22 protein-coding genes are annotated in these 23,305 nt (G+C 44.3%); 18 read left to right on the top strand and 4 right to left on the bottom strand.

Annotated elements, in window-relative coordinates:
* A partial coding sequence (locus G4V62_RS05620; protein ID WP_165200081.1) for a helix-turn-helix domain-containing protein occupies window positions 1-80 on the bottom strand: 80 nt, incomplete at its 3' end.
* A 578-nt stretch (window positions 81-658) separates the two neighbouring features.
* Between G4V62_RS05620 and G4V62_RS05615 the strand changes: the two genes are divergently transcribed.
* Window positions 659-805, top strand: coding sequence for a hypothetical protein (locus G4V62_RS05615; RefSeq protein WP_165200048.1), 147 nt, complete (start codon window positions 659-661; stop codon window positions 803-805).
* A gap of 230 nt (window positions 806-1,035) precedes the next feature.
* Here the strand turns inward: G4V62_RS05615 and G4V62_RS05610 are convergent, their stop codons facing one another.
* Both G4V62_RS05610 and proB read right to left on the bottom strand, forming a co-directional pair.
* The gene (locus G4V62_RS05610) at window positions 1,036-2,280 is read right to left on the bottom strand and encodes a glutamate-5-semialdehyde dehydrogenase (protein WP_165200046.1); all 1,245 of its coding nucleotides are present in this window, start codon (window positions 2,278-2,280) and stop codon (window positions 1,036-1,038) included.
* The gene (gene proB, locus G4V62_RS05605) at window positions 2,273-3,379 is read right to left on the bottom strand and encodes a glutamate 5-kinase (RefSeq protein WP_165200044.1); all 1,107 of its coding nucleotides are present in this window, start codon (window positions 3,377-3,379) and stop codon (window positions 2,273-2,275) included. Before proB ends, G4V62_RS05610 begins: the two co-directional genes overlap by 8 nt.
* A gap of 493 nt (window positions 3,380-3,872) precedes the next feature.
* On the opposite strand from proB, the gene G4V62_RS05600 reads away from it, so the two are divergent.
* The 17 genes from G4V62_RS05600 to G4V62_RS05520 all read left to right on the top strand — a co-directional run bounded on the left by G4V62_RS05600 (window position 3,873) and on the right by G4V62_RS05520 (window position 21,011).
* On the top strand, window positions 3,873-6,122 hold the full coding sequence (locus G4V62_RS05600; protein WP_165200042.1) for a YcdB/YcdC domain-containing protein: 2,250 nt from the start codon (window positions 3,873-3,875) through the stop codon (window positions 6,120-6,122).
* Window positions 6,123-6,745: 623 nt separating this feature from the next.
* Entirely contained in the window at window positions 6,746-7,864 is a 1,119-nt protein-coding gene (locus tag G4V62_RS05595; RefSeq protein ID WP_165200040.1) for a CpaE/TadZ family protein, read from the top strand.
* Window positions 7,861-9,108 (top strand): TadA family conjugal transfer-associated ATPase, encoded by a 1,248-nt coding sequence (locus tag G4V62_RS05590; protein WP_165200038.1) that lies wholly within the window; start codon window positions 7,861-7,863, stop codon window positions 9,106-9,108. The genes G4V62_RS05595 and G4V62_RS05590 overlap by 4 nt, the downstream gene beginning before the upstream one ends.
* Window positions 9,109-9,121: 13 nt before the next feature.
* Complete coding sequence (locus tag G4V62_RS05585; RefSeq protein ID WP_165200036.1) at window positions 9,122-10,057, top strand: type II secretion system F family protein; 936 nt, start codon at window positions 9,122-9,124, stop codon at window positions 10,055-10,057.
* Window positions 10,058-10,061: 4 nt separating this feature from the next.
* A complete protein-coding gene (locus tag G4V62_RS05580) occupies window positions 10,062-10,925 on the top strand; it encodes a type II secretion system F family protein (RefSeq protein ID WP_165200034.1) in 864 nt (287 codons plus the stop codon).
* A 19-nt stretch (window positions 10,926-10,944) separates the two neighbouring features.
* The gene (locus G4V62_RS05575; protein ID WP_165200033.1) at window positions 10,945-11,142 is read left to right on the top strand and encodes a Flp1 family type IVb pilin; all 198 of its coding nucleotides are present in this window, start codon (window positions 10,945-10,947) and stop codon (window positions 11,140-11,142) included.
* Between the two features lie 25 nt (window positions 11,143-11,167).
* Window positions 11,168-11,842 (top strand): TadE/TadG family type IV pilus assembly protein, encoded by a 675-nt coding sequence (locus G4V62_RS05570; protein WP_165200032.1) that lies wholly within the window; start codon window positions 11,168-11,170, stop codon window positions 11,840-11,842.
* 34 nt (window positions 11,843-11,876) lie between these two features.
* Window positions 11,877-14,063, top strand: a complete 2,187-nt coding sequence (locus G4V62_RS05565; RefSeq protein ID WP_165200031.1) for a DUF5702 domain-containing protein — start codon at window positions 11,877-11,879, stop codon at window positions 14,061-14,063.
* 12 nt (window positions 14,064-14,075) lie between these two features.
* The gene (locus G4V62_RS05560) at window positions 14,076-14,660 is read left to right on the top strand and encodes a TadE/TadG family type IV pilus assembly protein (RefSeq protein ID WP_165200030.1); all 585 of its coding nucleotides are present in this window, start codon (window positions 14,076-14,078) and stop codon (window positions 14,658-14,660) included.
* Between the two features lie 18 nt (window positions 14,661-14,678).
* Window positions 14,679-15,173, top strand: coding sequence for an A24 family peptidase (locus tag G4V62_RS05555; protein WP_246218280.1), 495 nt, complete (start codon window positions 14,679-14,681; stop codon window positions 15,171-15,173).
* Window positions 15,174-15,186: 13 nt separating this feature from the next.
* A complete protein-coding gene (locus G4V62_RS05550) occupies window positions 15,187-16,890 on the top strand; it encodes a DUF6382 domain-containing protein (protein WP_165200028.1) in 1,704 nt (567 codons plus the stop codon).
* On the top strand, window positions 16,838-17,731 hold the full coding sequence (locus tag G4V62_RS05545) for a PP2C family protein-serine/threonine phosphatase (protein WP_165200027.1): 894 nt from the start codon (window positions 16,838-16,840) through the stop codon (window positions 17,729-17,731). Before G4V62_RS05550 ends, G4V62_RS05545 begins: the two co-directional genes overlap by 53 nt.
* Window positions 17,732-17,739: 8 nt before the next feature.
* The gene (locus G4V62_RS05540; RefSeq protein WP_165200026.1) at window positions 17,740-18,414 is read left to right on the top strand and encodes a DUF4352 domain-containing protein; all 675 of its coding nucleotides are present in this window, start codon (window positions 17,740-17,742) and stop codon (window positions 18,412-18,414) included.
* Window positions 18,415-18,480: 66 nt separating this feature from the next.
* Complete coding sequence (locus G4V62_RS05535) at window positions 18,481-19,116, top strand: DUF4352 domain-containing protein (RefSeq protein ID WP_165200024.1); 636 nt, start codon at window positions 18,481-18,483, stop codon at window positions 19,114-19,116.
* A 64-nt stretch (window positions 19,117-19,180) separates the two neighbouring features.
* On the top strand, window positions 19,181-19,693 hold the full coding sequence (locus G4V62_RS05530) for a hypothetical protein (protein WP_165200022.1): 513 nt from the start codon (window positions 19,181-19,183) through the stop codon (window positions 19,691-19,693).
* Between the two features lie 464 nt (window positions 19,694-20,157).
* Window positions 20,158-20,343, top strand: a complete 186-nt coding sequence (locus tag G4V62_RS05525; RefSeq protein WP_165200020.1) for a DUF7167 family protein — start codon at window positions 20,158-20,160, stop codon at window positions 20,341-20,343.
* 140 nt (window positions 20,344-20,483) lie between these two features.
* Window positions 20,484-21,011, top strand: a complete 528-nt coding sequence (locus G4V62_RS05520; RefSeq protein ID WP_165200018.1) for an MlrC C-terminal domain-containing protein — start codon at window positions 20,484-20,486, stop codon at window positions 21,009-21,011.
* Here the strand turns inward: G4V62_RS05520 and G4V62_RS05515 are convergent.
* Entirely contained in the window at window positions 20,961-23,303 is a 2,343-nt protein-coding gene (locus G4V62_RS05515) for a serine/threonine protein kinase (protein WP_165200016.1), read from the bottom strand. The genes G4V62_RS05520 and G4V62_RS05515 overlap by 51 nt on opposite strands.
* Between the last annotated feature and the right edge of the window lie 2 nt (window positions 23,304-23,305).

The raw sequence follows: 23,305 nt of genomic DNA, 5'->3' as shown, positions 1-23,305 counted from the left end.
CAACCAATCGTCTTTGCGATTAAGATTTCTTGTTCTTTGTTTGGGTAAATACGAAATTTGTATGCTTTGTTGACCAACATTGCTTTTCACCTCACTTTAGACCTTGATTTTCGATATCATCTAATTTCCTCGAAATATCAGCCTTTCTTTTGTATAAGACTAATGATATCCTAGCGCAAAAAGAGACAGCTTTTTGAATCACGCCTAACCGACATTCATCTCCCACTTACTCATTGGACAACGTCCTAACATTCCTTGAAGTGGGAGTCTTCTGTCAGAAAACGATAAAAATATTTGGGTTTTCATATGAAAAAATATTGATTGCCACGTTTTTAATCTCTTTGTTTTTCATGCCTAACCAAAGCTTTGCTTTGTCATGTGTAGAGCCTTCTCCACCAGATATTGCCTATGATGAATATGACGCTGTTGTCATTGGTACAGTGGAAAAAAATAAAGAAAAAACTCGGAAAAAATTTTAACGATAAAAGTCGAGCAAAGCTTTAAAGGCGTAAAGAAAAAATTACTGTAAAAGAAGCTATGGATTGGCGAAAGCCAGCTTAACATAAAATTTTTATATTTCCTTAACAAAGAAGGAGACAATTGGGTACATCCACTTTGTTCGCCAACAACAAGGCACACGGAAATAGCAGATGATTTTTTGGCTGATAAAAAGGAAATAACTTTAGAAAATGCCGGAGTGAACGAAAACAAACAAATAGATACGGGCATCTTTGTTCTTTTGGTAGGAATATTTACTATTGTAGCGGCGGTTATATTGACAATCAAAAGACAGAAGAAAGAATGAGTCGTCTGACTGTCACAGATAGAATAAGGAAAACACTCAGAATTCAAATCTGAGCGTTTTCGATTACTGCTGGTTTACTGCTAATCATACAGCCATTATTAGAAATGCGAATGTGCATTAACGCTTTGTTTTTTGCATCTCATTTTTTGTTTTAGAGCAGGACAATGTCTATGAACGTCTACCTTTTGACAATGTGGCACATGCTTATACATGTCTACACAGCAATGAACTTATTTGATTTGGCCTTCACCATTGATCAAATACTTACTAGACGTTAAGGCCTCTAACCCCATTGGGCCGCGGGCATGCAGCTTTTGCGTACTAATACCAATTTCAGCACCAAAACCAAATTCAAATCCGTCTGTAAAGCGTGTCGAGGCATTATGATAGAGTGCGGCTGCATCAACATTCGTAAAGAAAGTGTCGACGTTGGCTTTTGTTTCAGAAATAATAGCTTCAGAATGCGTTGTACCATAAGTGTTGATATGCTGAATCGCTTCCTCGACACCTTGAACAATCTTTACTGCGACAACCATATCGTTATATTCGGTTGCCCAATCTTCTTTGCTTGCTTTTTGTACTGCTTGCGAAACCGCTTGAGTGGCTTCATCTCCTCTCACTTCCACACCACTTTCAATGAGCTTTTCAATGAGGTCATTGAGATGACTTTTCGCCCATTCTTCATGTATAAGTAATGTTTCCGCGGCATTGCATACAGAAGGGCGCTGTGTTTTTGCGTTAATGGCAATGCTCGTAGCCATATCTGTCTGTGCTGAGTGGTCAATATACACGTGGCAATTCCCCGCACCTGTTTCGAGCACGGGAACCGTCGCTTCACGGATGACCGTCTGGATGAGATTGGCGCTTCCCCGCGGAATTAATACGTCAAGGTGTGAATTCAATCGAAACATCTGCGCAGCCGTTTCGCGGCTTGTGTCTTCGAGCAGTTGAACAGCGTCAGCAGGGAGCGGTGTCTTTTCGAGCGCACGATGAATCGATGCGACAAGTGCTTTGTTCGACTCAATGGCTGAGGAAGAACCGCGCAATATACACGCATTTCCCGTCTTTAAGCAAAGGCTTGTTGCATCAATCGTAACATTTGGCCTTGCTTCGTAAATCATTCCGATAACCCCAAGTGGAACACGAACTTGACGAATGTGCAGTCCGTTTGGTCGAGTCCATTGGGACAGCGTTTGACCAATTGGATCGTCTAACGCTTTTAACTCCCGTAAGGCAGACGCCATTTCTTTAATTCGCTCTGACGTTAACCGAAGGCGGTCAAGAAGAGAGGTATTTAGCCCGTTTTTCTTGCCGTTAATCAAATCTTGTTCATTCGCGTTTAAAATTGAAGACTCATCTGTTTCTAGCTGGTGAGCAATCGCATCTAAAGCGTCATTTTTCTCTGCGGTTGTATTGCGCGCAAGAAGCTTGCTCGCTTTTTTAGCTGCTTCGGCTTTTGTTAGTAGTTCACTCATGAATTATCTCTCCTTTTTTTATCGTTACTAAGTTATCTCGATGAATCGCCATAGAAGTAGGTCGTCGTTGCTCTTGCAGGTTTGCATTGTCAGCAATCACATCACTTGACATTGAAACCATCCCGCGGGCAATTAATCGCCCTTTTATTTCTCGCACCTCGACGACATCGCCGGGGTGGAAAACGCCGTCTATTTTGCATATACCTGCTGTTAATAAGCTTTTGCCGCGGCTTAAAATTGCTTCGGCAGCGCCATGGTCTATGTGCAAAGTTCCTTTAGGGAGGCTATGGACAGCAATCCATTGTTCTTTCGTTGTTGCTTGAGGATGGCCGGAAAAACCGATGTACGTTCCATCCCCTTTTCCTTTTAAAATATCGGTCAGCTTTTCAGCTCCGGTGCCAGTTCCGATAAAGACTTGGCTCCCAAAAGCGATGGCGGTTTTGGCAGCTTCTATTTTTGAACGCATTCCACCCGTACCGACAGCACTTTGGCTCTGCCCGGCAGATAAGAGCAGCTCATCAGAGACCGCAGGAAGATAATGGTACTTTTTGGCGTCTGGAGACAGGTGTGGTGGCTGGTCGTATATGCCGTTCACGTCAGTAAGTAAAATCGTCATCCGGGCATGGACGAGTCCGCTGACAAGAGCTGAAAGCATGTCGTTATCTCCAAAGGTTAACTCATCAATAGACACCGAGTCATTTTCGTTAATGATTGGCAGTACGCCTCTTTTGAGTAGTTCTTCCAGTGTGTTATGTGCATTTTGATATTGTTTTTGCTTCGTGAAATTTTCGCGTGTTAAAAGGAGTTGGCCTACGTGAATACTTTCGTCTTGAAATGCCTTAGAATAATAGCGCATTAACTCGACTTGACCAATTGCCGCGGCTGCTTGTTTTCCTTGGATCGTTACTGGACGGGTTGGATAGCCAAGCTTACTATATCCTGCTGCCACGGCACCAGACGAAATTAAAATGACCTGATGTCCCAACCGACGTAGTCGAGCAATTGCTTTCGTATGGTCATGCAACTTCTCTAGGGAAAGTGAGCCTGTTGCATTCGTTAATGAAGAGCTACCAATTTTAACAACGATTCGTTTATTCATGTTGAAAACCTTCCTAATTATAATGATAAGCATACGGTATTTTTCCCGAAGTGAAATCATTCGGACAAACGATAAAAAAACCCATCCTTAAATAAGGACGGGTTATCACCGTGGTACCACCTTTATTCCAATCCCCATATAGAGAATTGATCTTCCGAGTGCCGATATCGCTGGCTTGCGTCCGACTCATCGCCAGAAAGCTCTAGGGCGGGTTTTTGCGTCAGGGAATGAAGAAGCTTTTCAGCCATGAGCTTCTCTCTCTAACATTGTGACGTCAATACTATTCCCTATCATAGCTTTTGTTCGATTCATTTGAATACTTCTTATTCTACGTGAATTGTTCTAATTGTCAAGGGACACCCGTTTAACGCAGCATGAAAAAGAAAAAATATCAATTGATGAAACTTTTGCCACCATCTACCGTCTAATTGGATATACACCTTAAAGGGGGGCGTGTCTATATGCCAAAAAAACAGCATCAGTTATTCTTACATTGGCGATATCCATTCCAACTGCAGGCGCATACGCAGAAGTGCCAGCAGTCGTACAGGAGGATATGCCAATACGATCATCAATTCAAACATCGGAAAGTGCACCTAGTTCGTCGACTTCAAACATGAACGTCCGTATGGATACGATGAAGTCGGAAGAGGAACTCAAAGAACTTGCTTCAGTCACAAAAGAGGAAGCAATTGAAACGGCAAAAGCATTTAAGGATATTCCAGCAGGTTATTCATTACAGAGCGTTTCGTTGTCCTCCTACGGTGAAGGGCCAGTGTGGAACGTTCAATGGCAGCAAGAAAAAGATGAAAAAGAAACAGCGATGTACCATGGCTCGGTTTTTGTAGAAGTAAACGCAATGACAAACGAAGTGGCATCATACCGTATTTCGTTACCGCTCCAGAAGCAAGTCAGCCAGTATCCTCCAGAAGTGAATCGTGAAGAAGCAAAACAAATTGCAAAAGAATATATCGCCAAAGAATTTCCAGAGATTTACGAACAACTCGGCGATGAAGAAGAAACTGGTCAGGGAGATAAGCCGCCATTAGGCGGACGTGTCGTTTACAGTTACAGTTTTCCACAAGAGGTCAATGGCATTCCTTATCCTGAAAATGATGTTTCTATTGATGTTCGTGGTGATGGAAAGGTGTCTTTTCTTTCCTTATCGTGGCAAGAAGCTCGTGATTTCCCTGCAACGAATAACATGATCAAGCAGGAAGAAGCGAATAAACGCTTTGCAGATGATCTACCTTTGCAGCTCGTCTACAAAAAAATGTATACGTCGCGTTCTGTCGGTGAAGAGCCGAAAGTTGCCCTCGTATACGATTTAGCTTCCTCCGCAACACTACTCAACGCTAAAACAGGCGAGTGGATGCGACCAGATGGTCAAGTTGAAGATAGAAAAACAGCACCTTTAAAACGATTAAAGGATGAGCCTCAAGCAGAGCGTCCAGCGAAAAAAGATGCTTTGACGCAGGAAGAAGCGATTGCCCATTTTAAAGAAGTCGTAGATGTTTCTGACGACGCTACTTTACAGAATGTGTCGTTTAGCCAATATGATAATAACTCTCTGTGGAGTTTAAGCTTTTTAAATGAAGAGACAAATGAAAGAGTCAGTGGCGATATTCATGCTGAGACAGGCGAGTTGTTAATGTATTCAACCTATTCACCTACAAGTGAGACAGATAAGGAAAAAACGATGGACCGTGACGAGGCATACGATCACGCTGTTAAATGGATAGAAACGTATTCACCACATTTGCTGCATCAATTAACGGAAAGCCCGCAGCCAGGATACAGCTATGGATCGGATTATAATATCAATTTTGATCGTGTCTTAGATGGGGCACTTGTAGAAAGTCAAGGTATTGATATTCGCATTGATGGAAAAACCGGTGAACTAAAAGGGTATTACGTGAATTGGGATGTTGACTTTACTGGCCCGTCAACAGATCAGGCGCTGCCGATTGCTGATGTTCGTCCTGAGATTTTAGAGCCTTATTCTGTTGAACCTGTGTATCTTTCTCTTCCGGATGAGGATAGTCAAGAGGAATCAATCCAGCTTGTTTATCAACTGCGAGAAAATCCAAGTCAGTGGGAAACGTATTTCGATGCCATTGAAGGGGAATACATGTCGCGGGATACTGGTGAGCCAGTGGTTTCTGCCGAAGATGTCAAGGATATTGATGGGCATTGGGCAGAGGATGCACTTTCGCTATTAATCAGCTATGGTGCTTTAAACATTGATGAGGATGGCATGGTGCATCCAAATGATGAGCTAACGCGCGGAGAAATGGTAAAAATGATGATGCTTGTAGAGCGTCCTGATCCTTTTTATTACGAAGAGCTTGCTGCGGATTCGACTGCAAAAGCAACCTTTAATGATGTAAGTGCTGACAGCCCTTATTTTGCATTTGTTGAAGCAGCAGTTCGTCAAGGATACCTCAATCCTGAAGATAGCAAGGATTTTAATCCAAATGCCGTTGTTGAGCGTGATGCATTAGCTCTTTTCATAACACGAGTACTTGGATACGAAGAACTGGCAGATGCAAATGATTTGTTCCAAATTGACTTTGCGGATGCTGATGACATCGACAATAAAGGTGCAGCAGCAATCGTTCACCACTTTGAAATTATGGAAGGCATGAATGATGAGTTTAAACCTGATGCGTCCGTGACGAGAGCACAGGCAGCTACAGTATTCACACGGCTTCTATCTGTCCGTGCTGACATGGATCAATAAATGATGAATGCTTAGATACGAAGAGTGTAGGTGAAGTCAGCTTTGACTTTGTCTACACTTTTTTTGATGTAGGACGAAGTTCGCTTGGCAGACAGTTTCAATCAAGGTGTGCAAGGAAGCTATGTGCTCAATAACAACATGATGAGTATTGCCAAAAGTAAATTGTTCTTTTGTGAATGACATGTTGTGTAATCTATAGATATGCCACCAATGTACAGTATATCTACGTTAAAAGGTTAAAGACATTTGAGTGTTTTAGAAACATTTTGTATTAGGTATATATTCTCATTTTTGTATTGGATGGGTTTGTTAAGGTAAATAATGGGTAGTTCATTAGTAGAAATGAACAACTAAAAATTGGAAAAACATGATCGTTCGACACGTAAATGTAACATAGAGAAAGACATTAGTCCCTTTTTTGTCATAAAGGACATAAAATTAAAACGTGAAAAACTGGAAATCGTTCGATACAATGTTGAATGATTATCAGTAAGGATGGTGGAATCCTTTGAGTCAGGTCCAATGTCAACGTATCGCATTAACCCTCGCTGTTATCGGCATCATTTTTGTAGTTGGAGGCTTTATGAAGCTATAAGATTTGAGGGGTTAAGGGAGAGAATCGTATGGAAGTGAAGCGAAGTTTAACATTAGCCATTGCAGACACCGATCAGGAGTATTTGCAATCTCTGGCACAATTCTTTCGATCTTCAGAGGATGATCAACGATATGATGTAAAAATGTTTTCGACTACCGAAAGCTTGGACGAATTTTTACGAAGCCGGACAAAAACGGATCTCGTATTGTCATCACAAGAGATGACACTGGACGAAGAGCTTCTTGAGAAACATATTCGGTATCATGCTGTTCTTTCTGACCAACCGGAGGAAGGTGCTGTTTTTAAATATCAGCCTCTTCCGCAAATGTTACGAAAATTGACCAATCATTATTATGCATTAAACCGGCCAATTGCAGGTTCAATGGCGAGTAACGAAACAACACAAGTACTTACAGTTACGTCAGCAAGCGGTGGGGCTGGAAAAACGACCTTATCGGTGCTTCTCGCCGCAACGATGGCTTCACAACAATACAATGTCTTGTACATCAGCTTAGAGGAATACCATTCAACGCACCTCTTCTTTCGAAGCTCGAAGGATATGGATTCCTCACCGCTACTGTATTATGCCAAAGCGAAGCCAGATCTATTAGAAGAGCAGTATATGGAATATATCGTCCAGGACGAAGCGACAAACGTGCACTTTCTCAACTTGCCGGCTGAAGGTTCTGATATTCAAGAACTATCAGATCAGGACGCGCAGGCGTTAATCTCAGCAGCGGACAAAACAGAAGCGTTTGATTTTGTCGTCATTGATGGCGATTCGTCTTTACAGCCGCGAATGATCGGTGCGTTGAAAAAAAGCCATTATGTGTTGCAGCTCCTGACGGATGACTTGAGAAGTTATGAAAAAACAAGGATCTACCTCGAAAGCCTGGAGAAATATGCGAGTGGAGCGCACATCGAGCAACGGATTGGCTTTATTTTAAATAAATTTCTCGGTGACGAAGAAGAAATCTTCTCGTCTTACGGTTTTGATATTCAATCACGTCTTCCGTATGTTCCTGATTGGAAAACGGTCACCGATGCTCATCAGCTCTATCACTCAGCCTTATACATGGAACAAGTACGAGAACTATTTTCCTTAATGACGACGAAGCGCAGCAAAGATACGGTGGAGACTGTATGAACGATTTAGCGTTAATTAAAGAATTGAAAAATGAAGTGATGGATGAGCTCGATTTATCTGCCTCGACATCGGATGAAGAGCTTGAGGCAAAAATTGAAGAAATTATTTTTGCCTATTCAAAAGAAAAGCGGTTAACAGCTTCAGAAAAACAACAGCTCATCGATGCGGTGTTTTCATCGTTTCGAGGTTTAGACGCGTTGCAGCCTCTATTAGATGATAAGACAGTCACTGAGATTATGGTGAATAGCCATGACGAAGTGTTTATCGAGCGGGCCGGCGAAGTGATTCGGACGGACATCCAATTCCCTTCACGCGCAAAGCTTGAAGATATTATTCAAAGCATTGTGTCTCGGGTCAATCGGATTGTCAATGAATCATCACCGATTGTCGATGCTCGTTTAGAGGACGGCTCGCGGGTCAATGTCGTTTTGCCACCGATCGCCTTGAGAGGCCCGACGATGACCATTCGGAAATTTCCTGAGAAGCCGATTAGTGTTGACGATCTGATTAAGTGGAAGGCGATTACAGCACCAGTCGCCTCATTTCTCGAAAGCCTCGTTAAAGCCAAATACAATGTTTTCGTGTCTGGCGGTACTGGGTCAGGGAAAACGACATTTTTGAATGTATTATCCAATTTTATTCCTAAAGATGAGCGGATCATTACGATTGAAGATTCTGCTGAACTGCAAATTCGCAACGTTCCCAATCTTGTCGCTTTAGAGACGCGCAATGCCAATACGGAGGGCAAAGGGGAAGTGACGATTCGTGATTTAATTCGTACGTCGCTCAGGATGCGCCCTAACCGGATCATTGTCGGCGAGGTACGTGGCGCAGAAGCGTTGGATATGTTACAGGCAATGAATACAGGTCATGACGGATCGTTGTCGACAGGACACGCCAACTCAACGCGTGATATGCTCAGCCGGCTTGAAACGATGGTGTTGTCGGCGGCACAGCTGCCAGTTGAAGTGATTCGTCAGCAAATTGCTTCAGCCATTAATATTATGGTTCACCTCACACGCTTACGAGACAAGTCGCGAAAGGTCGTCTCAATTAGCGAAATGATTGGCGTGGAAAACGGTGACTATGTGCTCAGACCGCTCTTTGAATTTGTCGAAGAGCGTGAAACCGATGAAGGAGTAATCATCGGCAGTCTCCAACCGACTGGTCACGCCCTCGAGCAAACCTTCCGCTTAAAGGCTGCTGGGTTAGAGGTTCCAGATATCACTACGATGATATCGTAAAGGAGGGATCGCGATGGAACTCATTTGGATCGCTCTAGCAGTAGGCGTTGTGTTAATGCTCTTATTCCTCCTCTCAGACCGCCGGGGAAAGAATAAGGCGGTGAAAGAGAACGATAACGAACAGGACAAAAATAAACGGAAGAAAAAGGATAAAGGTGCGAAAGCAAAACCGCCGGCAAGCAGTGGGGTATTTGCCCAGTATGAAACATATTACGGCGATTATCAGCTTTCAAGAGTTGAATGGCTCACAGCGGTCCTCGCCGTCGCAGCGGTTCTCTTATTAATCGGCATTGTGTTCTATCAGAATATCATTGTGTCGCTTCTGTTATCCTTATTCGCGCTCTTCGCACCACGGTTTCGTATCCGGCAATTGATTGAGCAACGAAAGAATGAACTAAGCTTGCAATTTAAGCAGGCGCTGTATTCATTGTCGTCGTCATTAGCTGCGGGTAAATCATTAGAAAATGCCTTCCGCGAAGTCGCCCTTGATTTGAAGCTGCTTTATCCGGATGAGCGCACGTACATTATTCAGGAGTTTGAGCTCATCAATCGGAAGGTCGAAAACGGAGAGCCGATCGAGCGTGCGGTTGAAAACTTTGCGGTCCGCTCGGATATAGAGGATATTCAAAATTTTTCCGATGTCATTTCGACGTGTAAGCGCAATGGCGGCGATCTCGTCGAGGTGGTACGGCGAACATCGACCATTATCGGTGACAAGCTCGATATTCAGCAAGAGATCTCTGTCGTCGTGTCGCAAAAACGTTTGGAGTCACGCATCTTAAATATTGCGCCCTTCGTCATGATTTCGGCTTTGGCCTTAAGCTCACCTGACTACATGGCACCTTTATACCAATTTCCTGGCACCGGTCCTTTTGTGATGACGTTAGCGATCGGAGTCTTGATCTTCAGTTTTTGGCTCTCACAGAAAATCATGAATATTAAGGTGTAAACATATGTATATCTATTTAGGGATCGTACTGATCATGCTGTTATTTTTTCTCTTATGTCAAGGAAAGGCAAAAAAAGCGTTTGGTCCATTTGTTAAGCAATATGAAAAAGAGTTTCAACTCGTATTTTTAGCGCCGATTTCGTTATTCATCATTGAAAAAATGAAAGTCATGGAGCGTTTTCCTCATCAAATTACGCAGCTCCACCAAAAAATTATTCGGTTGTATGGCAATCGGACAGCGCTTGATTATACACGAATGACGCTTGCGCAGCTGTTGTCCTTTTCGTTGGCAGTGCTCTTCATTTTCACATTGTTGGCCGCTGTGAACGAGGGTGACAATGCCCTTTTCTTCCTCGGATTCTTCATGGCCGTCATCGTACCACCGCTAATGATTCGGCGGATTAGTGACCGTATTAAAAAAAGGGAAGAGGAAATCGTGCTAGCACTGCCGGAGTTTGTCAATAAGCTGACGCTTCTCGTCAATGCCGGGGAAACCGTGCAAAAAGCGATGATTCATTGTATTGACCGTAACCAGAATAAAGACAATGCGCTGTATAAGGAATTACACGATACAGTGACCCGTCTGCGCAACAACGAGCCTTTTAACCAGGCGCTCGAGCAATTTAGTAAAAACTGTGCGATTCAAGAGGTGTCGGTGTTCACGACGACCGTGCTTCTCAACTATCGTCGCGGAGGCAGTGAATTTGTCGTTGCCTTGCGCGAGCTGTCACGCGAGCTGTGGGAAAAGCGGAAGGCGATCGCGCGTACGAGAGGCGAGCAAGCCTCGTCTAAGCTTGTTTTCCCAATGATTTTTATCTTTGTGGCCATTTTAGTCGTCGTCGCCTATCCCGCCTTGCAAATGATGTGAATTTTAAGGAGGAATTTAGATGAACTTGTTCTGGGAGCAATGTAAAGCGTTTTGGAATGACGAAGAAGGGCTCGGGACGTTAGAAATTTTGTTGATTATTGCGGTGTTGATCGCGGTAGCGATCCTCTTTAAAAATAATATTGAAACTTGGGTAAAAGACATTATGAATTCAAATAGCAATCAAATTGATGAGATCATTGATGGGGGAGGAGAGTAATCAATCTGACTAAGGAATGATGACGATGCGCTATGAACTGCACAAAAATAAGTCATTTCTCAAAGACGAAAAAGGGAGTTTTACGCTTGAAGCCTCGCTCGTCTTCCCGATTATTTTTCTTTCAGTCATCGCGATGCTGATTCTGTCACTCTATGTATACGAACGCGTCGTCTTGTATCAGCGCGCCTCGGTGGCTGCTGAGCGTGTCGCGTACGTGTGGGACAACAGCAATAAGCATCCGGAGACTGGCGCTTTTGATATCGGTGAGCGGGACGGCTTATATTGGCGGCTGACGAGCGACCAAGTGCTCGAACTGTTGTTTGATGCCTTTGGAGACGGGGGCGCACAAACGTCCATTCAAATTGGCCAATCAGGTGGCGGACTCATCGAACAAAAACTCGGGAAGCACGCAACAACTGTTTTTCGTGACGGTACGACGGGAACGGTCGAATACAGCAACCACCTCTATGAGAAAAAGGTGACGGTTAAGCTGGAAAAAACGTTACGGATGCCTGAGCTTCTAGGGAACTTGCTAGATGGCAATTTACAGGCAGAGGCGAGCGCCACAATTACCGATCCGGTGGAATTTATGCGCACGTCTGATTTAATGGCGACGTACGCTCAGCGGATTGCTTCGCACATCAGCCAAAACAGCAACATATCACTTGAACGAGCGAAAAGCCTTATGAAGCGTAAATGAAGAAAATGTAAAAAGCCAGCAAGGAGGTGGCTCAATGTTTCGACATCCTTCTCATGATCGTGAACGTGGGTCGGTCACCATTTTCCTGCTGGTGATCATCCTGATTGTGTTCGTGTTTCACGCGGTGTTGATCGATTACGCGCGCATTATGGTCGCGGACCAAGTCGCTGAAAATGCTGTCAAAACAGGCGTTCGTTCCGTCGCCTCTTCATATGATGGCGGCTTGCAAGGCTTTGGGATGTACAGTTATCAAGAAGGGGACGAATCGGCACAAGCAATCTTCGAAAAAGTCGTTCAAGAAAATCTCGGTGAAACCGTTGCAGGCGACGGAATATTTAAACTCGTGTCTCCTAAGTTGGACAGGGCCACCGTTGACCTTGGAGACAATCGCGAACTTGCGAATAATGATATTTTTGAAAGGCAAATTTTAGAAGAAATGAAATACCGTGCGCCGATCGAGTTTACCTTGTCGATTATCGATAAATTTACGATTGTCGCAGACGCAGCTGAGGATGCTTCGAACTTTATCGATATCTCTGAAAAGATTGCGGACGACTATGACGACCGGGAAAATAAACTGCAAGAGATACAAGACAAATTAAAAGAAGCAAAAGATCTAGCCGCTGCACAGAACACAGGGATGACAGACGGTTCAGGGAATACATTCACAAATATTAAAACCCTTCCTGGAATCCCGGAGTACTACGACGAATTTAAAGACGCCCTTAAAGCTGAGGAAGAGAAGGAAGAAGAAAGTGGAGAAGGCGGCGAGGAAAGCGGCGATGAAGAAAAAGACGGTAAAAAAGAAGCCGAAAAGTATTACCGCTCGAGTAAGAACCTCGTCAACGATTTATCATCGCGGCAGGAAGACATTCGTCAGTTGTTGGCAGAGATCAAAACCTTGGCTGGTGAAACGGTAGAACTCAATCAGAAAATCGAAACGACGATTAACGAGCATAAAAATGAAAATGCGGCTGCGTACGAAAATGTGCGCGACCACCGGGGCGAAAATGCGCCGAGTGATCAATTGAATGACGCGGAACAGGAAATTGAAGGGCAAAACATCGAAGACGTTCTCTACACCGATGAACTGTCGACACTCGAGGAAAAGATTGACGCTGCCATCGAAAAATCAGACACCTTGAACACGGACTTGAGCGCATACAAAAAGCATTTTACAAGCATAGAGAAGCTTGAAAATGCCGGCCAATCGAATCTCAAGAGCGATCAACTGTCACAAACAGCAACTGGGCAATACGAAAACATTGAAGATGCCCATGATTACATTCAAGGGGATTGGCGTAAACGCGGCGGAGATGAAGACAAGGCTCAAGAAGAAGCCGATCAAAATGCTGACAACGCAAACAAGGAGCTAGAAAAAGCGATGCAGCTTGCCGAATCTGCCGTAGCGGATGCCGGAGCCTACGAAAGCCTCCTACAAGCCATGCAAAAGTATGGGGCATACAACAACGCCGTCGAAGAAGATGTAGAGGTAGACGGAAGCCTTAAAAAAGCAGGTGAGATGATGGACTTCATGGATACTATCATCAATAAGCTGTCACAATTGCTGACTTCCGCCCGCGACGAGCTGTATGTGAACGAATATATCATGACCCGTTTTGTCAGTACAGCTCCCTATGACATAAAAGATCCAAACAGTTATTTGCTGGAAAACAAAGAGATCGAATACATCATCTACGGTCACCACGTCTCAGGAGCCAATTACGCCGCGATGATCCGCGACTTGTTTTTAATCCGCTTTGCGTTGCGGTTGATTGATGCTTTTAACCAAAAATCAGTACGCGCTGGTAGCCATCCGGTCGTGGTTGCTATTATTGCAATTAGTTATGCTTTAGAAAAGGCTATAGGTGATGTAAATGCCTTAACCAGTGTTGATGCTGTTGAGAGGAATTCTGTTCCTTTAATCTCTAATGAATTAACTAAAGGGATATTCTTTAACTACAACGACTACCTCCGCTTATTCTTACTCTTAACGATGAATAAGGAGGAGAAGCTAAACCGGATCAAAGCGATGCTTGACGACAAGACATCGTCGGATTTAACGCAACGGCCGACGTACATTACAGGCGAGGCTGAAGTTAGCGTAAAGCTTTGGTTCCTGCCAGGTGTCGCTCAGCTTTTGAATACAGCCGGTGTCTTGCCAGGGAAAGTCAATGATGACGAGTTAACGATAAAGAAAGAAGCAGTCTTTTCGTATTAAGGAGGGGATGGCATGAGACGGTTTTTGTCCAATAAAGAAGGGAGCATTTCGCTTGAAGCGTCGATTGTCGTTCCTTTATTCCTGATGTTTTTACTGTTTCTCGTTGGTATCATCAAAATTGCAGCGGCTGAGGCTGCACTTCAGCATGCAGTGTCTGAAGGGACAAAGCAGGTGGCCACTCATATTTATCCAGTCCAAAAAATCGCCGGTGGAGCGAGTGGAGCGATTAGTGGTGAACTGCAAAACATTGAAGACTATTATAATCCGGAAACGAATCAGTTCGACGTGAATGCTATGATGACGGACATGGGGAAAAAGGCGCTCAGCGACGTCGTCGCTGGCTTTGATTTTCAAAGCTTCGTCGAAAGTGGTGCAGAGGGCCCTGCAAAAGCACTCGTGAAGCATTATCTTGACGATGGTGTGATGCCGTTTGAAGGCATCAAGGAAGTAAAGGTTGATGTCCCAGGGCTGAATGGCGGCGCCGATTCGTATCTCTCGATTGAGGTGACGTATGAACTTCCTTTGCCTCTTCCTTTTGTAGAAGAAAACATTTTATTAAGAAAAAAAGGCTTTGAACGAGTATGGACTGGCGCTTAAGGAGGGCATCACGTGGAAATGTATGAAATAGGCATCATTCTATTGTTAATCATCGCCTTCTATACCGATATTCGCTCTTCCAAAATTCCCAATGCTTTAGTGGTTGTCGGGTTGATCGTCGGTTTGCTCTATCACGGTTTGTATGGGGTGGATGGACTCACTTTTGCAGTGATTGGTTTTATCGCTGGTCTGCTACCGACGCTTTTTCTATATGTATTTAAAGCATTAGGAGCGGGGGATGTAAAACTGTTTGCCGCTGTAGGAACAATTGGTGGGGCAAGCTTCGTCCTCACTCTATTAATCTATGCCGTTATTTTATCAGGACTCATTGGACTTCTTGTCATGTTGTTGAGGTGGGCTGGAAAAGGACAATGGTCAAGTATCCAAACGAAAGTACCCGGCATCGTCGAACGTGAGACAGCGAGCGGAAGAACCCAAGTTCGTTTTCCCTTTATGTACGCTGTCGCACCTGCTGCCGTTTTGACTTTTGCTTTAGGATATATTGCTTTTTGAGAGGAGGCAATTTATGAAAGTACACGTTGAAGGGTATCAATATGATGTCATTGATGAAAATGGTCATTATCTCGTATTGACGAAGGATGAAGCACCGATCCATAGTGATGAATTAGCCCAAGTGGAATTGAACATGCTGCGCGCCAATCAAATTCCTTACGTTGCCCATATGCATGTGGAGGAAATGGACTTTACTGTGCGTTTTTTGTACGACATTACATCGAAACAGCCGCTCCATACATATTTAAAAGAGCAGACCATTACGATGAAAGATATGTTCCAATTCCTGCTTCTCATCGTAAAAACGCTTGAAGCGAGTAAAGAGTACATGTTAAAAGAACACAACTACATATTGGATGAGCAGTTTATTTTTATCGGCAAAGAGCTATTTGATATTCACCTCATCTATGTGCCAATGAAAAAACGGCCTGAGACCCTGCCCTTGCATGAGAAATTAAAGACTTTGGCGACAACGCTTGTCGGACGGGTGCAAGAAATGCACGGCAGTGGGTATCAGCAAATTTTGCAGCAGCTCAGTGAGCCTGCCTTCAGTATGAAAGAGCTAAAAGAAACGTTGCATGCGCTCGTTGAACAGCCGTTAAAGCGGGATTCCACATCAGAGAATCAGATCAATCTTGAAGAGGTGCAACAAGCGGAAGAGCCTGCAGTTAAAGAAGAGCCTGAGCCGCCAAAGACGGTCAAAAAAATGTCAAAAGTCAAACGGCCGCCTCAATCACCGCCGCCGATTGCGAAAACACCCCGGCCTCAAGCAGGGCAACACAAAACGTCTCAGGCAAAACAAGCGTCGAAAGGAAACGTTAAAAAAGCAGCCGCCGAGCCGTTACCTAAGCTTACACAGCGAGAGAAAACGGTCATGGGTGTCATCGCTTTTTTTGTCAGTGCTTTAGCATTTAAAATGTATCTTGATAACCCAAGTGAAGGCCAGCTTTATATCAGCCTCGGCATCATCATGATTGTTTTGTCAGGGATGGGCATATATGCAAAAGTGTGGCGCCTGGGCCGGCCAATTTCTGATTTGTTATCTCCTGGACAAAAGGAAGCGTCTGAACAGCCACCACAGCCGATGTCAAAAACAGCACGGCCACAGCCAAGAAAAAAACAAACGCACGCTGCTCCAGCGCCAACGCCACAAACGCATCGTCCTGCCCAAAGTGAGTCTAGAGATACTACAGCAAAAGAAGAAAGCGATGAACAAGAAGATTCCTTTCAGGCGGTTGGTGCAAGAAAAGAAGCCCAACATTATGAAGCGCTCAATCAGCATACAACGCTTCTTCAGAAAAAGCCTGATCAGACGACCTTGCTCGGAGACGACAACCGCGATGCGATACAGACGAAAGCACCGCCAGCATACTTGACAAAGGAAAAAGATGGACAGAAAGACAACATTCTTATCGAAGCGGCGAACGTTGTGGTGGGGCGGAGTGAGGATTCTGCGGACATCGTTGAACAAACAGAAGGCGTCTCCAGAGCCCACTTTGAAATCATTCGAGTCGATAACGAATACGGTGTCAAAGATCTTGGCTCTTTGAATGGCACGTTTTTAAATGGAGAAAAATGGTGCCTTACAAAATGTATGGTCTCCACACTAAAGATGTCATCGGCTTTGCCAAGATCCAGTATATTTTTGAACAGGATGCAGGTGAATGAAAATCAAAGCGTGGGACGTCGGTGTGACGTCCGTAGAAGGACCCAATAAAAAAATAAACGAAGACCATGGGTTTGCTAAAACGTATCACCGTTCTGGGAATACCCCCTACACACTCGCCGTTGTTGCAGACGGCATGGGCGGTTATCGTGCAGGAGACGATGCCAGTCGACTTGTCGTTCAAGTGTTGGATACTTGGGCGCAGGAGGAAGCACCTGCTTTATTGGAACTCAATAAGCCATACGAGCATATCAGCAGGAGCTTAGACCAAACACTGCAACAGTTAAATGAAATATTGCTAGATTGGAGTGCCGAGGGGTTAAAGGCGGGGAGTACGGCATCAGTTCTGTTTTTACATCAAGACCAATTTATCGTTCGTCATATTGGGGATAGTCGAATCTATCGCCTGTCAAATGACGGCTTTGGGCCATCTGATGAAATCGATCGTGGAGATACAACGGTGCCCCTTTCCAAGAAAAAGCCTAAAGTACAGCAGATGACAGAGGATCATTCGTGGGTAGCAAAGCAAATGAAGGAAGGTCGTTTGTCAAAAGAAGAAGCACGACTGCACCCGAAGCGAAACGTGCTCTTGGCCTGCCTAGGCATTGAATATGGCTGCCAAACCTACTACCGGCAAGGCGATATTCAAGATCACCAAATCTTTCTTTTATGCAGCGATGGTTTTTATACGCAATTTCCAGATAGCGAGATTGAAGAACTGATGCGATTTAGCCAAGTATATGAAGACTTACAGGAAGCGAGTCGCAGACTGATCCGTCAAGCAGAGGAAAGAAACACGAATGACAATGCGACAGTCGTGTTACTAAGGCCAGCAAGGCCTGTTAAAAACAAACCATTTTGGAAGCAATGGTTCTCAAAAACGAAGGAGTGAACACCACAATGACAATTGCAAAACACATTCATTGGAAAAAAGTTTTCATCGGAACAGCTTTTTCAGCAGTATTGGTTTTATCTGCCTGTAACGGAGGAAACGAACCAGCAGAAGAACCGACAGAAGACCCTGACACGGAAGAAGCCGCTGGAGAGATTGAGACAGATCCAGCAGAGGACAATGAACCAGAACCATCTGAAGACAGTACGGAAGATAATGACGAAACTGAAGAAGGTTCAGGAGAACTAACCTACGGTGAAGGAGAAGAAGAACTAGAGCTCGGGGAAACAGGTGAAATCCATTCAACATTGGGAACATATGATGTAACCGTCAGTGAAGTAAGTAGTCCGGATCGAATTGATGGAGAAGCTCCTCCTGAAGGTGGAACGTATGTTGTTGCCGAAGTGAGTATAAAAAACACCTCAAATGATCCACTTGATGCAGTTGAATTATCCCGTGCGTTTATCAACAATAAAGAGACAGGGACTTCGCTTGAGAAAAGATCATATTTTGAAGAAATCAACAATTTCGAGGGTGAAATTCCCCCAGGAGAAACAATGTCTGGTCAACTCTCTTTTGTTGTTGCAGATGGATCAGCCTATCAGATTGAACTAGGAAGCAATGCTTACTCAAATGTTTTAAAATGGAATTTTGAACTGCCAGCATTAAACAATGAGTCGTAGTACGTTTGCAGGAAAATTAATCATACTTAGTATAACTAACGTATCAATGCAAGAGGTGAAAAAATTTTGAAAAATAATCGGTTTCGACTGCTTCTCCCCTTTATATTTCTGATCAGCATTTTATCTGCCTGTAATGGGGGAAACGAACCGACAGACGACGCTGACACGGAAGAAGCCGCTGGAGAGGTTGAGACAGATCCAGCAGAGGACAATGAAGCAGAAACATCTAAAGTCAACGGAGAATCCGAAGCAGACGATCAAGGTTCTTCAGAGCCAGTCGTAGGGGAAGGGCGACTGGAGCTAGAGCTCGGGGAGACGGGTGAAATCCAGTCGACAATAGGTTCTTATAAAGTGACTGTGTCTAATGTTGAGTTTACAGACACTGTCGATGAAGAAACACAGCCAGAGGGACTTGTTTTTGCTGTGGCAGATGTGACCTTTGAAAATACATCATCTGATTCGTTAATGGTTGAAGATATTGCCGATGCATGGGTTTACAGTGATGAAACGGAATTAAGTACAGAGAATCTTTATGGCTATAATGAAGTGCCAGTTCCAGAAGGTGAGATCCAGCCAGGTGATACATTCGAAGGGCAGCTATTATTCCACTATGATTCTCAGGGCGGCGGCAAATTACAAATCGGTGACAGTACCTATTCGAATGAACTCGTTTGGTCATTCGAAGGTCCAGGCCAATCTTAGTAGGAACAGCAGTATTTTATGTATTCTTAGTAGACTATGAATCAATGCAAGAGGTGAAAAAACATTGAAAAATACTCGGTTTAAACTGCTTCTCCCCTTTATCTTACTGATCAGCATTTTATCTGCCTGTAACGGTGGGAACGAACCAGCGGAAGAACCGACAGACGACGCTGACACGGAAGAAGCCGCTGGAGAGGTTGAGACAGGTCCAGCAGAGGACAATGAAGCAGAAACAGCTAAAGGCAACGGAGAATCCGAAGCAGACGATCAAGGTTCTTCAGAGCCAGTCGTAGGGGAAGGGCGACTGGAGCTAGAGCTCGGGGAGACGGGTGAAATTCAGTCGACAATAGGTTCTTACAAAGTGACTGTGTCTAATGTTGAGTTTCAAGAAAATGTTGATGGTGAAACACTCCCTGAAGATCTTATTTTAGCCGTCGCAGATGTGACCTTTGAAAACACATCACCTGATTCGTTAATGGTTGAAGATATTGCTGCTGCTTGGATGCTTAGCAATAGAACAGAACTACGTGCAGAAAATCTACACGGTTATAATGAAGTACCAGTTCCAGAAGGTTAAATTCAGCCAGGCGATTCAAAAGAAGGGCAGCTATTGTTTCGTTATGATTCGCAAGAAGGTGGAAAGCTCCAAATTGGACATAACACGTACTCTAATGAAATCCTATGGTCATTTGAAGGGCCAGCCCAATCCTAGTGTTGAGATCATCACATCGGGCAGGGTTTGGGGATACTTAGATACTCAAACATTTGTATATACTGTCGGAGGGGTACACAAGAAGAAAACGAGTACACGTGGATACCAAGTGTAGAGGGTCAGTTGCGAGTGTATGCTTTAGAATTATGACTGATCGTGAAACACCTCATACTGAAATAGTATGTCCTGGTGTTGGAACTGTGGATTCATTCTTATTACCTAATATAAAATATAATAGCCATATGAAAAAGTATCGTTTGGCCTTGACTGCCATAAACGATGCTTTTTTTAGTATAAGGGTTATACTTGCACGTAAAAGGAGTAGGGTAATGGAAGAAAAAAAAGTGACTTTCTCATGTGGTTTGCACGATACAAGAGTAACGGAAACTTTCACTTTTGAGCAAATGCGAATCACTGATGATATGGATGACCTTGAGATCGAAAAATATGTTGATCGCATTTTTAAGGAGTGGGTTTGGAGCCAAATTTCATTTTCTCTAATTATAGATGGGTAAATGGATCAAGAAAATATGCTTCTTGGATTCTCTGTACTTTATAAACTTAGAGGGGAAACAATTGAACAAATTCCGAATCACCGATCTGAGTTGAACGCCAATATAGGCCCTTTTTAGATAAATTTCAATGACTGTACCAAATGAATGAAACGATTGAGGTAGAGGCGTACGTTAAATCTTTACATGATGGGACGTTTATACAAGAGGGACCTGCTGGGCGAGGAATCGTCAATCATAACGGATTAAGCGCTGTGCTACAAATCGGTTATATTGATTTACTTGTCTCTCATCATATTTTTGGAAATGGTGATCCTCAGCTTTATCGAGCTTGTGGTATAGAACCAACCCTTTACAAGCTCATTGTTGATAAGGCGTGCACGTCGTTTCGAGCAGCATATCAACGGTTTACAAGACTCATTTATGAGGCAGATACACCTGGGGCTGCTAAAGTTCATTTAGAATCATTGCCGTTTAAGAAAATTCCGCGTACCATGTATCCTTTTTCATCGAATGGAGTCAATCAGCTAAAAGTGACCCGAGGAAGAGGTTGTCATTCATTGATAACGACAAAAAGTGTTGTCCAGCAAATTCATTGCGTTTGGACAACACTTTTCTTTTTAAACGACGGACGACTGCTGCGATTTCCTGAGCCAATGTACGATTGTTAAAAACACGCTTGAAACGATGAACACCGCCATTCCGGTCATCAATGGAGACGTACCAAGGAAAAGGTCTGCGTCATCCGAGTACCCTGACAGGCTCGTCATCGTGGCGATGCCAGCACTGGCGACGGTCAATACACCGACGATCCTTATAAGAAACCGCGCTGGCAAATGGCGCATTTGAAAAAAAGAAAAGAGCGACACTGCTAAAAAGGCGTATGGTGGCCATGCTTGCTGTACCACTATTGTCATATCAGTGATCCAGGAAGACGGCGCTTCAGCAGAGATGCCTAAAAGGATATGGGCTGAAAAAGGAGACGCTGCTCCGAGCCAATGAATGATCGGCTCTCCGTAAGCTTGAAATGAGGCGCCCAGGCTGTAAAACACTTGTTGGAACAGAACATTTGGCCAGAGGAGAAAATACCATACATCGGTGCCTGACCGGCTCCACATTTCTCCCCAAGTCACGACGGCAGAATGATAGTGGCTTACAGAAGAAGTTAAGCTGTACTGTACGATCATTCCTGTCATGATGGCGATCATTCCAAGGCCAATGATACGCAGACTGCGGAGCATTGCGTGAAACCAGACCGGCCAGTGGATGTCTCGATGAATTTGCATGCCAAAGCCTTGCGCGACAACGGCCAAAAGAAAACTCTTCATAAAAAAGGCCACAGCCGGGGTTGATGCAGACAGATTAAGCGCTAGTTCGTCACCGCGATATTGCCACGTCGGGTGAAAAAGCGACGCATATACGGTGATGAGTAGACTGTACAAAATACTAGATAATAGAAGTAAGGGCCATTTTTGCGCTAAAAACATTGGACCTTGCCGTCTCATCCAGCGATAGGCGAGCCGCGCCAAAGTAAACAGTACACACACTTGCAAAAATAATAGAGAAATCACCTGAATGGAAAAAGATAACTTTGTATGCGTTTGCTCGCCAATGATAGAAAACTCCAGTGCACCGCCATGCAGCCAAGTGAGTGCCTCCCAGACGCTGAACGACCAAGCGGTCATCAATTGATGGGAGAGCTCTGTGGTCTGTCCCTCGAACGACAGGCTTTGTAAGAGGGAGAGGCCGAAGCTATCTCTAATCGTCGAGCCGTCAATTCCAAAAGCGAATAAGGCGGCCAAACCGAAGGCTGCAATAAAAGAGCAAAGGGCTAGAAGAACGCTTGTCACGTTCATATTGGTCGTGAGTGCTGCTTTTACACCAGCACGTTTAGACCCGTCAAGCAGGGTTGTGCCTTGATCTCCATGTAATAGAAAGAGGTCGTTTTGCACGTCTTTTGCGCTACGATACCGTTCAGCGGGGTTCATCCGCACGAGCCGATTCACGATGCTTTCAAGCTCAGGGGAGCCGAACCCGCTTAATAGATTGGTTTGTCTCGTATTGGCATAGACGTACTTCCCACCGGTGGCGAGGTAATACATGACCGCACCAAGGGAGAAAAGGTCTGTTCTTTCATCTGTCTGTTTATCTTCGAATTGTTCAGGCGCCGCAAACCCGACCGTACCAATTTGGACAGTATCCTGTGTTTGTCCCGCTTTGTATTCACGCGCAATGCCAAAGTCAATCAGTTTGATCAGTCCTTGTGGATCGATCATGATGTTACCAGGCTTTAGATCACGATAAATAATCGGTTCTCCGTTTGAATGGTGGAGATAATCAAGCACGTGACAGAGCTGGAGAGCGATCCGAACGATGTCGTCCTCCTCCATTTGTCGCCCAGCTGCTTCGAACCGCTCGTACAATGTTTGTCCTTCAATATACTCCATGACGAGCCACGCTTTTTGCATCGATTCGTCTGAAAAAAAGTCGACCATTTGCGGCAGGTTTTCGTGTTCAAGACGCATCAGCATCTTCGCTTCATCGATAAACGAACGATAAAATACGGGGTGCATGGACGACTGCTTGATCGCATACCAAGCGTCCTCGTTAAGCGAATCTTGCGCAAGAAAGACCTTTCCCATACCGCCTTGTCCTAGAACATCATGAATGATATACCGTTCGTGAATGATATCTCCTGGCTCGACATCTTCGATCAAAGTGATGTCATCGTCGTCTGCCAGCAGGACCGTGTCATCAAAGGTGACTTCATGACGGTCTGAATGTTGATCTGTGTCGTCAGCGGCTTTCAGTGGTGTGCTTTGAGCGGAAGGCCCCCACTTCTCATTTTCATGATGAAGAAGTTCGGTTGGACGGTCACCTTGGTCGTGTGCTGTACCAGAAAGAAGAACGGTAGGGTCACCAGAAGCGTTTTTCTGCTTTTGACCAGATTTGTTGTCAGACATAC

This window comes from Litoribacterium kuwaitense (assembly GCF_011058155.1).
Lineage (GTDB): Bacteria > Bacillota > Bacilli > Bacillales > DSM-28697 > Litoribacterium > Litoribacterium kuwaitense.
Note: the sequence above shows the minus strand (reverse complement) of the source record. Positions and strands in the feature narration are given on the sequence as shown.

Excerpts from the sequence above, each read along its gene's own strand:
- G4V62_RS05610 (WP_165200046.1), bottom strand. The coding sequence starts at position 2,280 with ATGAGTGAACTACTAACAAAAGCCGAAGCAGCTAAAAAAGCGAGCAAG.
- proB (WP_165200044.1), bottom strand. The coding sequence starts at position 3,379 with ATGAATAAACGAATCGTTGTTAAAATTGGTAGCTCTTCATTAACGAAT.
- G4V62_RS05595 (WP_165200040.1), top strand. The coding sequence starts at position 6,746 with ATGGAAGTGAAGCGAAGTTTAACATTAGCCATTGCAGACACCGATCAG.
- G4V62_RS05590 (WP_165200038.1), top strand. The coding sequence starts at position 7,861 with ATGAACGATTTAGCGTTAATTAAAGAATTGAAAAATGAAGTGATGGAT.
- G4V62_RS05585 (WP_165200036.1), top strand. The coding sequence starts at position 9,122 with ATGGAACTCATTTGGATCGCTCTAGCAGTAGGCGTTGTGTTAATGCTC.
- G4V62_RS05580 (WP_165200034.1), top strand. The coding sequence starts at position 10,062 with ATGTATATCTATTTAGGGATCGTACTGATCATGCTGTTATTTTTTCTC.
- G4V62_RS05575 (WP_165200033.1), top strand. The coding sequence starts at position 10,945 with ATGAACTTGTTCTGGGAGCAATGTAAAGCGTTTTGGAATGACGAAGAA.
- G4V62_RS05570 (WP_165200032.1), top strand. The coding sequence starts at position 11,168 with ATGCGCTATGAACTGCACAAAAATAAGTCATTTCTCAAAGACGAAAAA.
- G4V62_RS05565 (WP_165200031.1), top strand. The coding sequence starts at position 11,877 with ATGTTTCGACATCCTTCTCATGATCGTGAACGTGGGTCGGTCACCATT.
- G4V62_RS05560 (WP_165200030.1), top strand. The coding sequence starts at position 14,076 with ATGAGACGGTTTTTGTCCAATAAAGAAGGGAGCATTTCGCTTGAAGCG.
- G4V62_RS05555 (WP_246218280.1), top strand. The coding sequence starts at position 14,679 with ATGTATGAAATAGGCATCATTCTATTGTTAATCATCGCCTTCTATACC.
- G4V62_RS05550 (WP_165200028.1), top strand. The coding sequence starts at position 15,187 with ATGAAAGTACACGTTGAAGGGTATCAATATGATGTCATTGATGAAAAT.
- G4V62_RS05545 (WP_165200027.1), top strand. The coding sequence starts at position 16,838 with ATGAAAATCAAAGCGTGGGACGTCGGTGTGACGTCCGTAGAAGGACCC.
- G4V62_RS05540 (WP_165200026.1), top strand. The coding sequence starts at position 17,740 with ATGACAATTGCAAAACACATTCATTGGAAAAAAGTTTTCATCGGAACA.
- G4V62_RS05525 (WP_165200020.1), top strand. The coding sequence starts at position 20,158 with ATGGAAGAAAAAAAAGTGACTTTCTCATGTGGTTTGCACGATACAAGA.
- G4V62_RS05520 (WP_165200018.1), top strand. The coding sequence starts at position 20,484 with ATGAATGAAACGATTGAGGTAGAGGCGTACGTTAAATCTTTACATGAT.
- G4V62_RS05515 (WP_165200016.1), bottom strand. The coding sequence starts at position 23,303 with ATGTCTGACAACAAATCTGGTCAAAAGCAGAAAAACGCTTCTGGTGAC.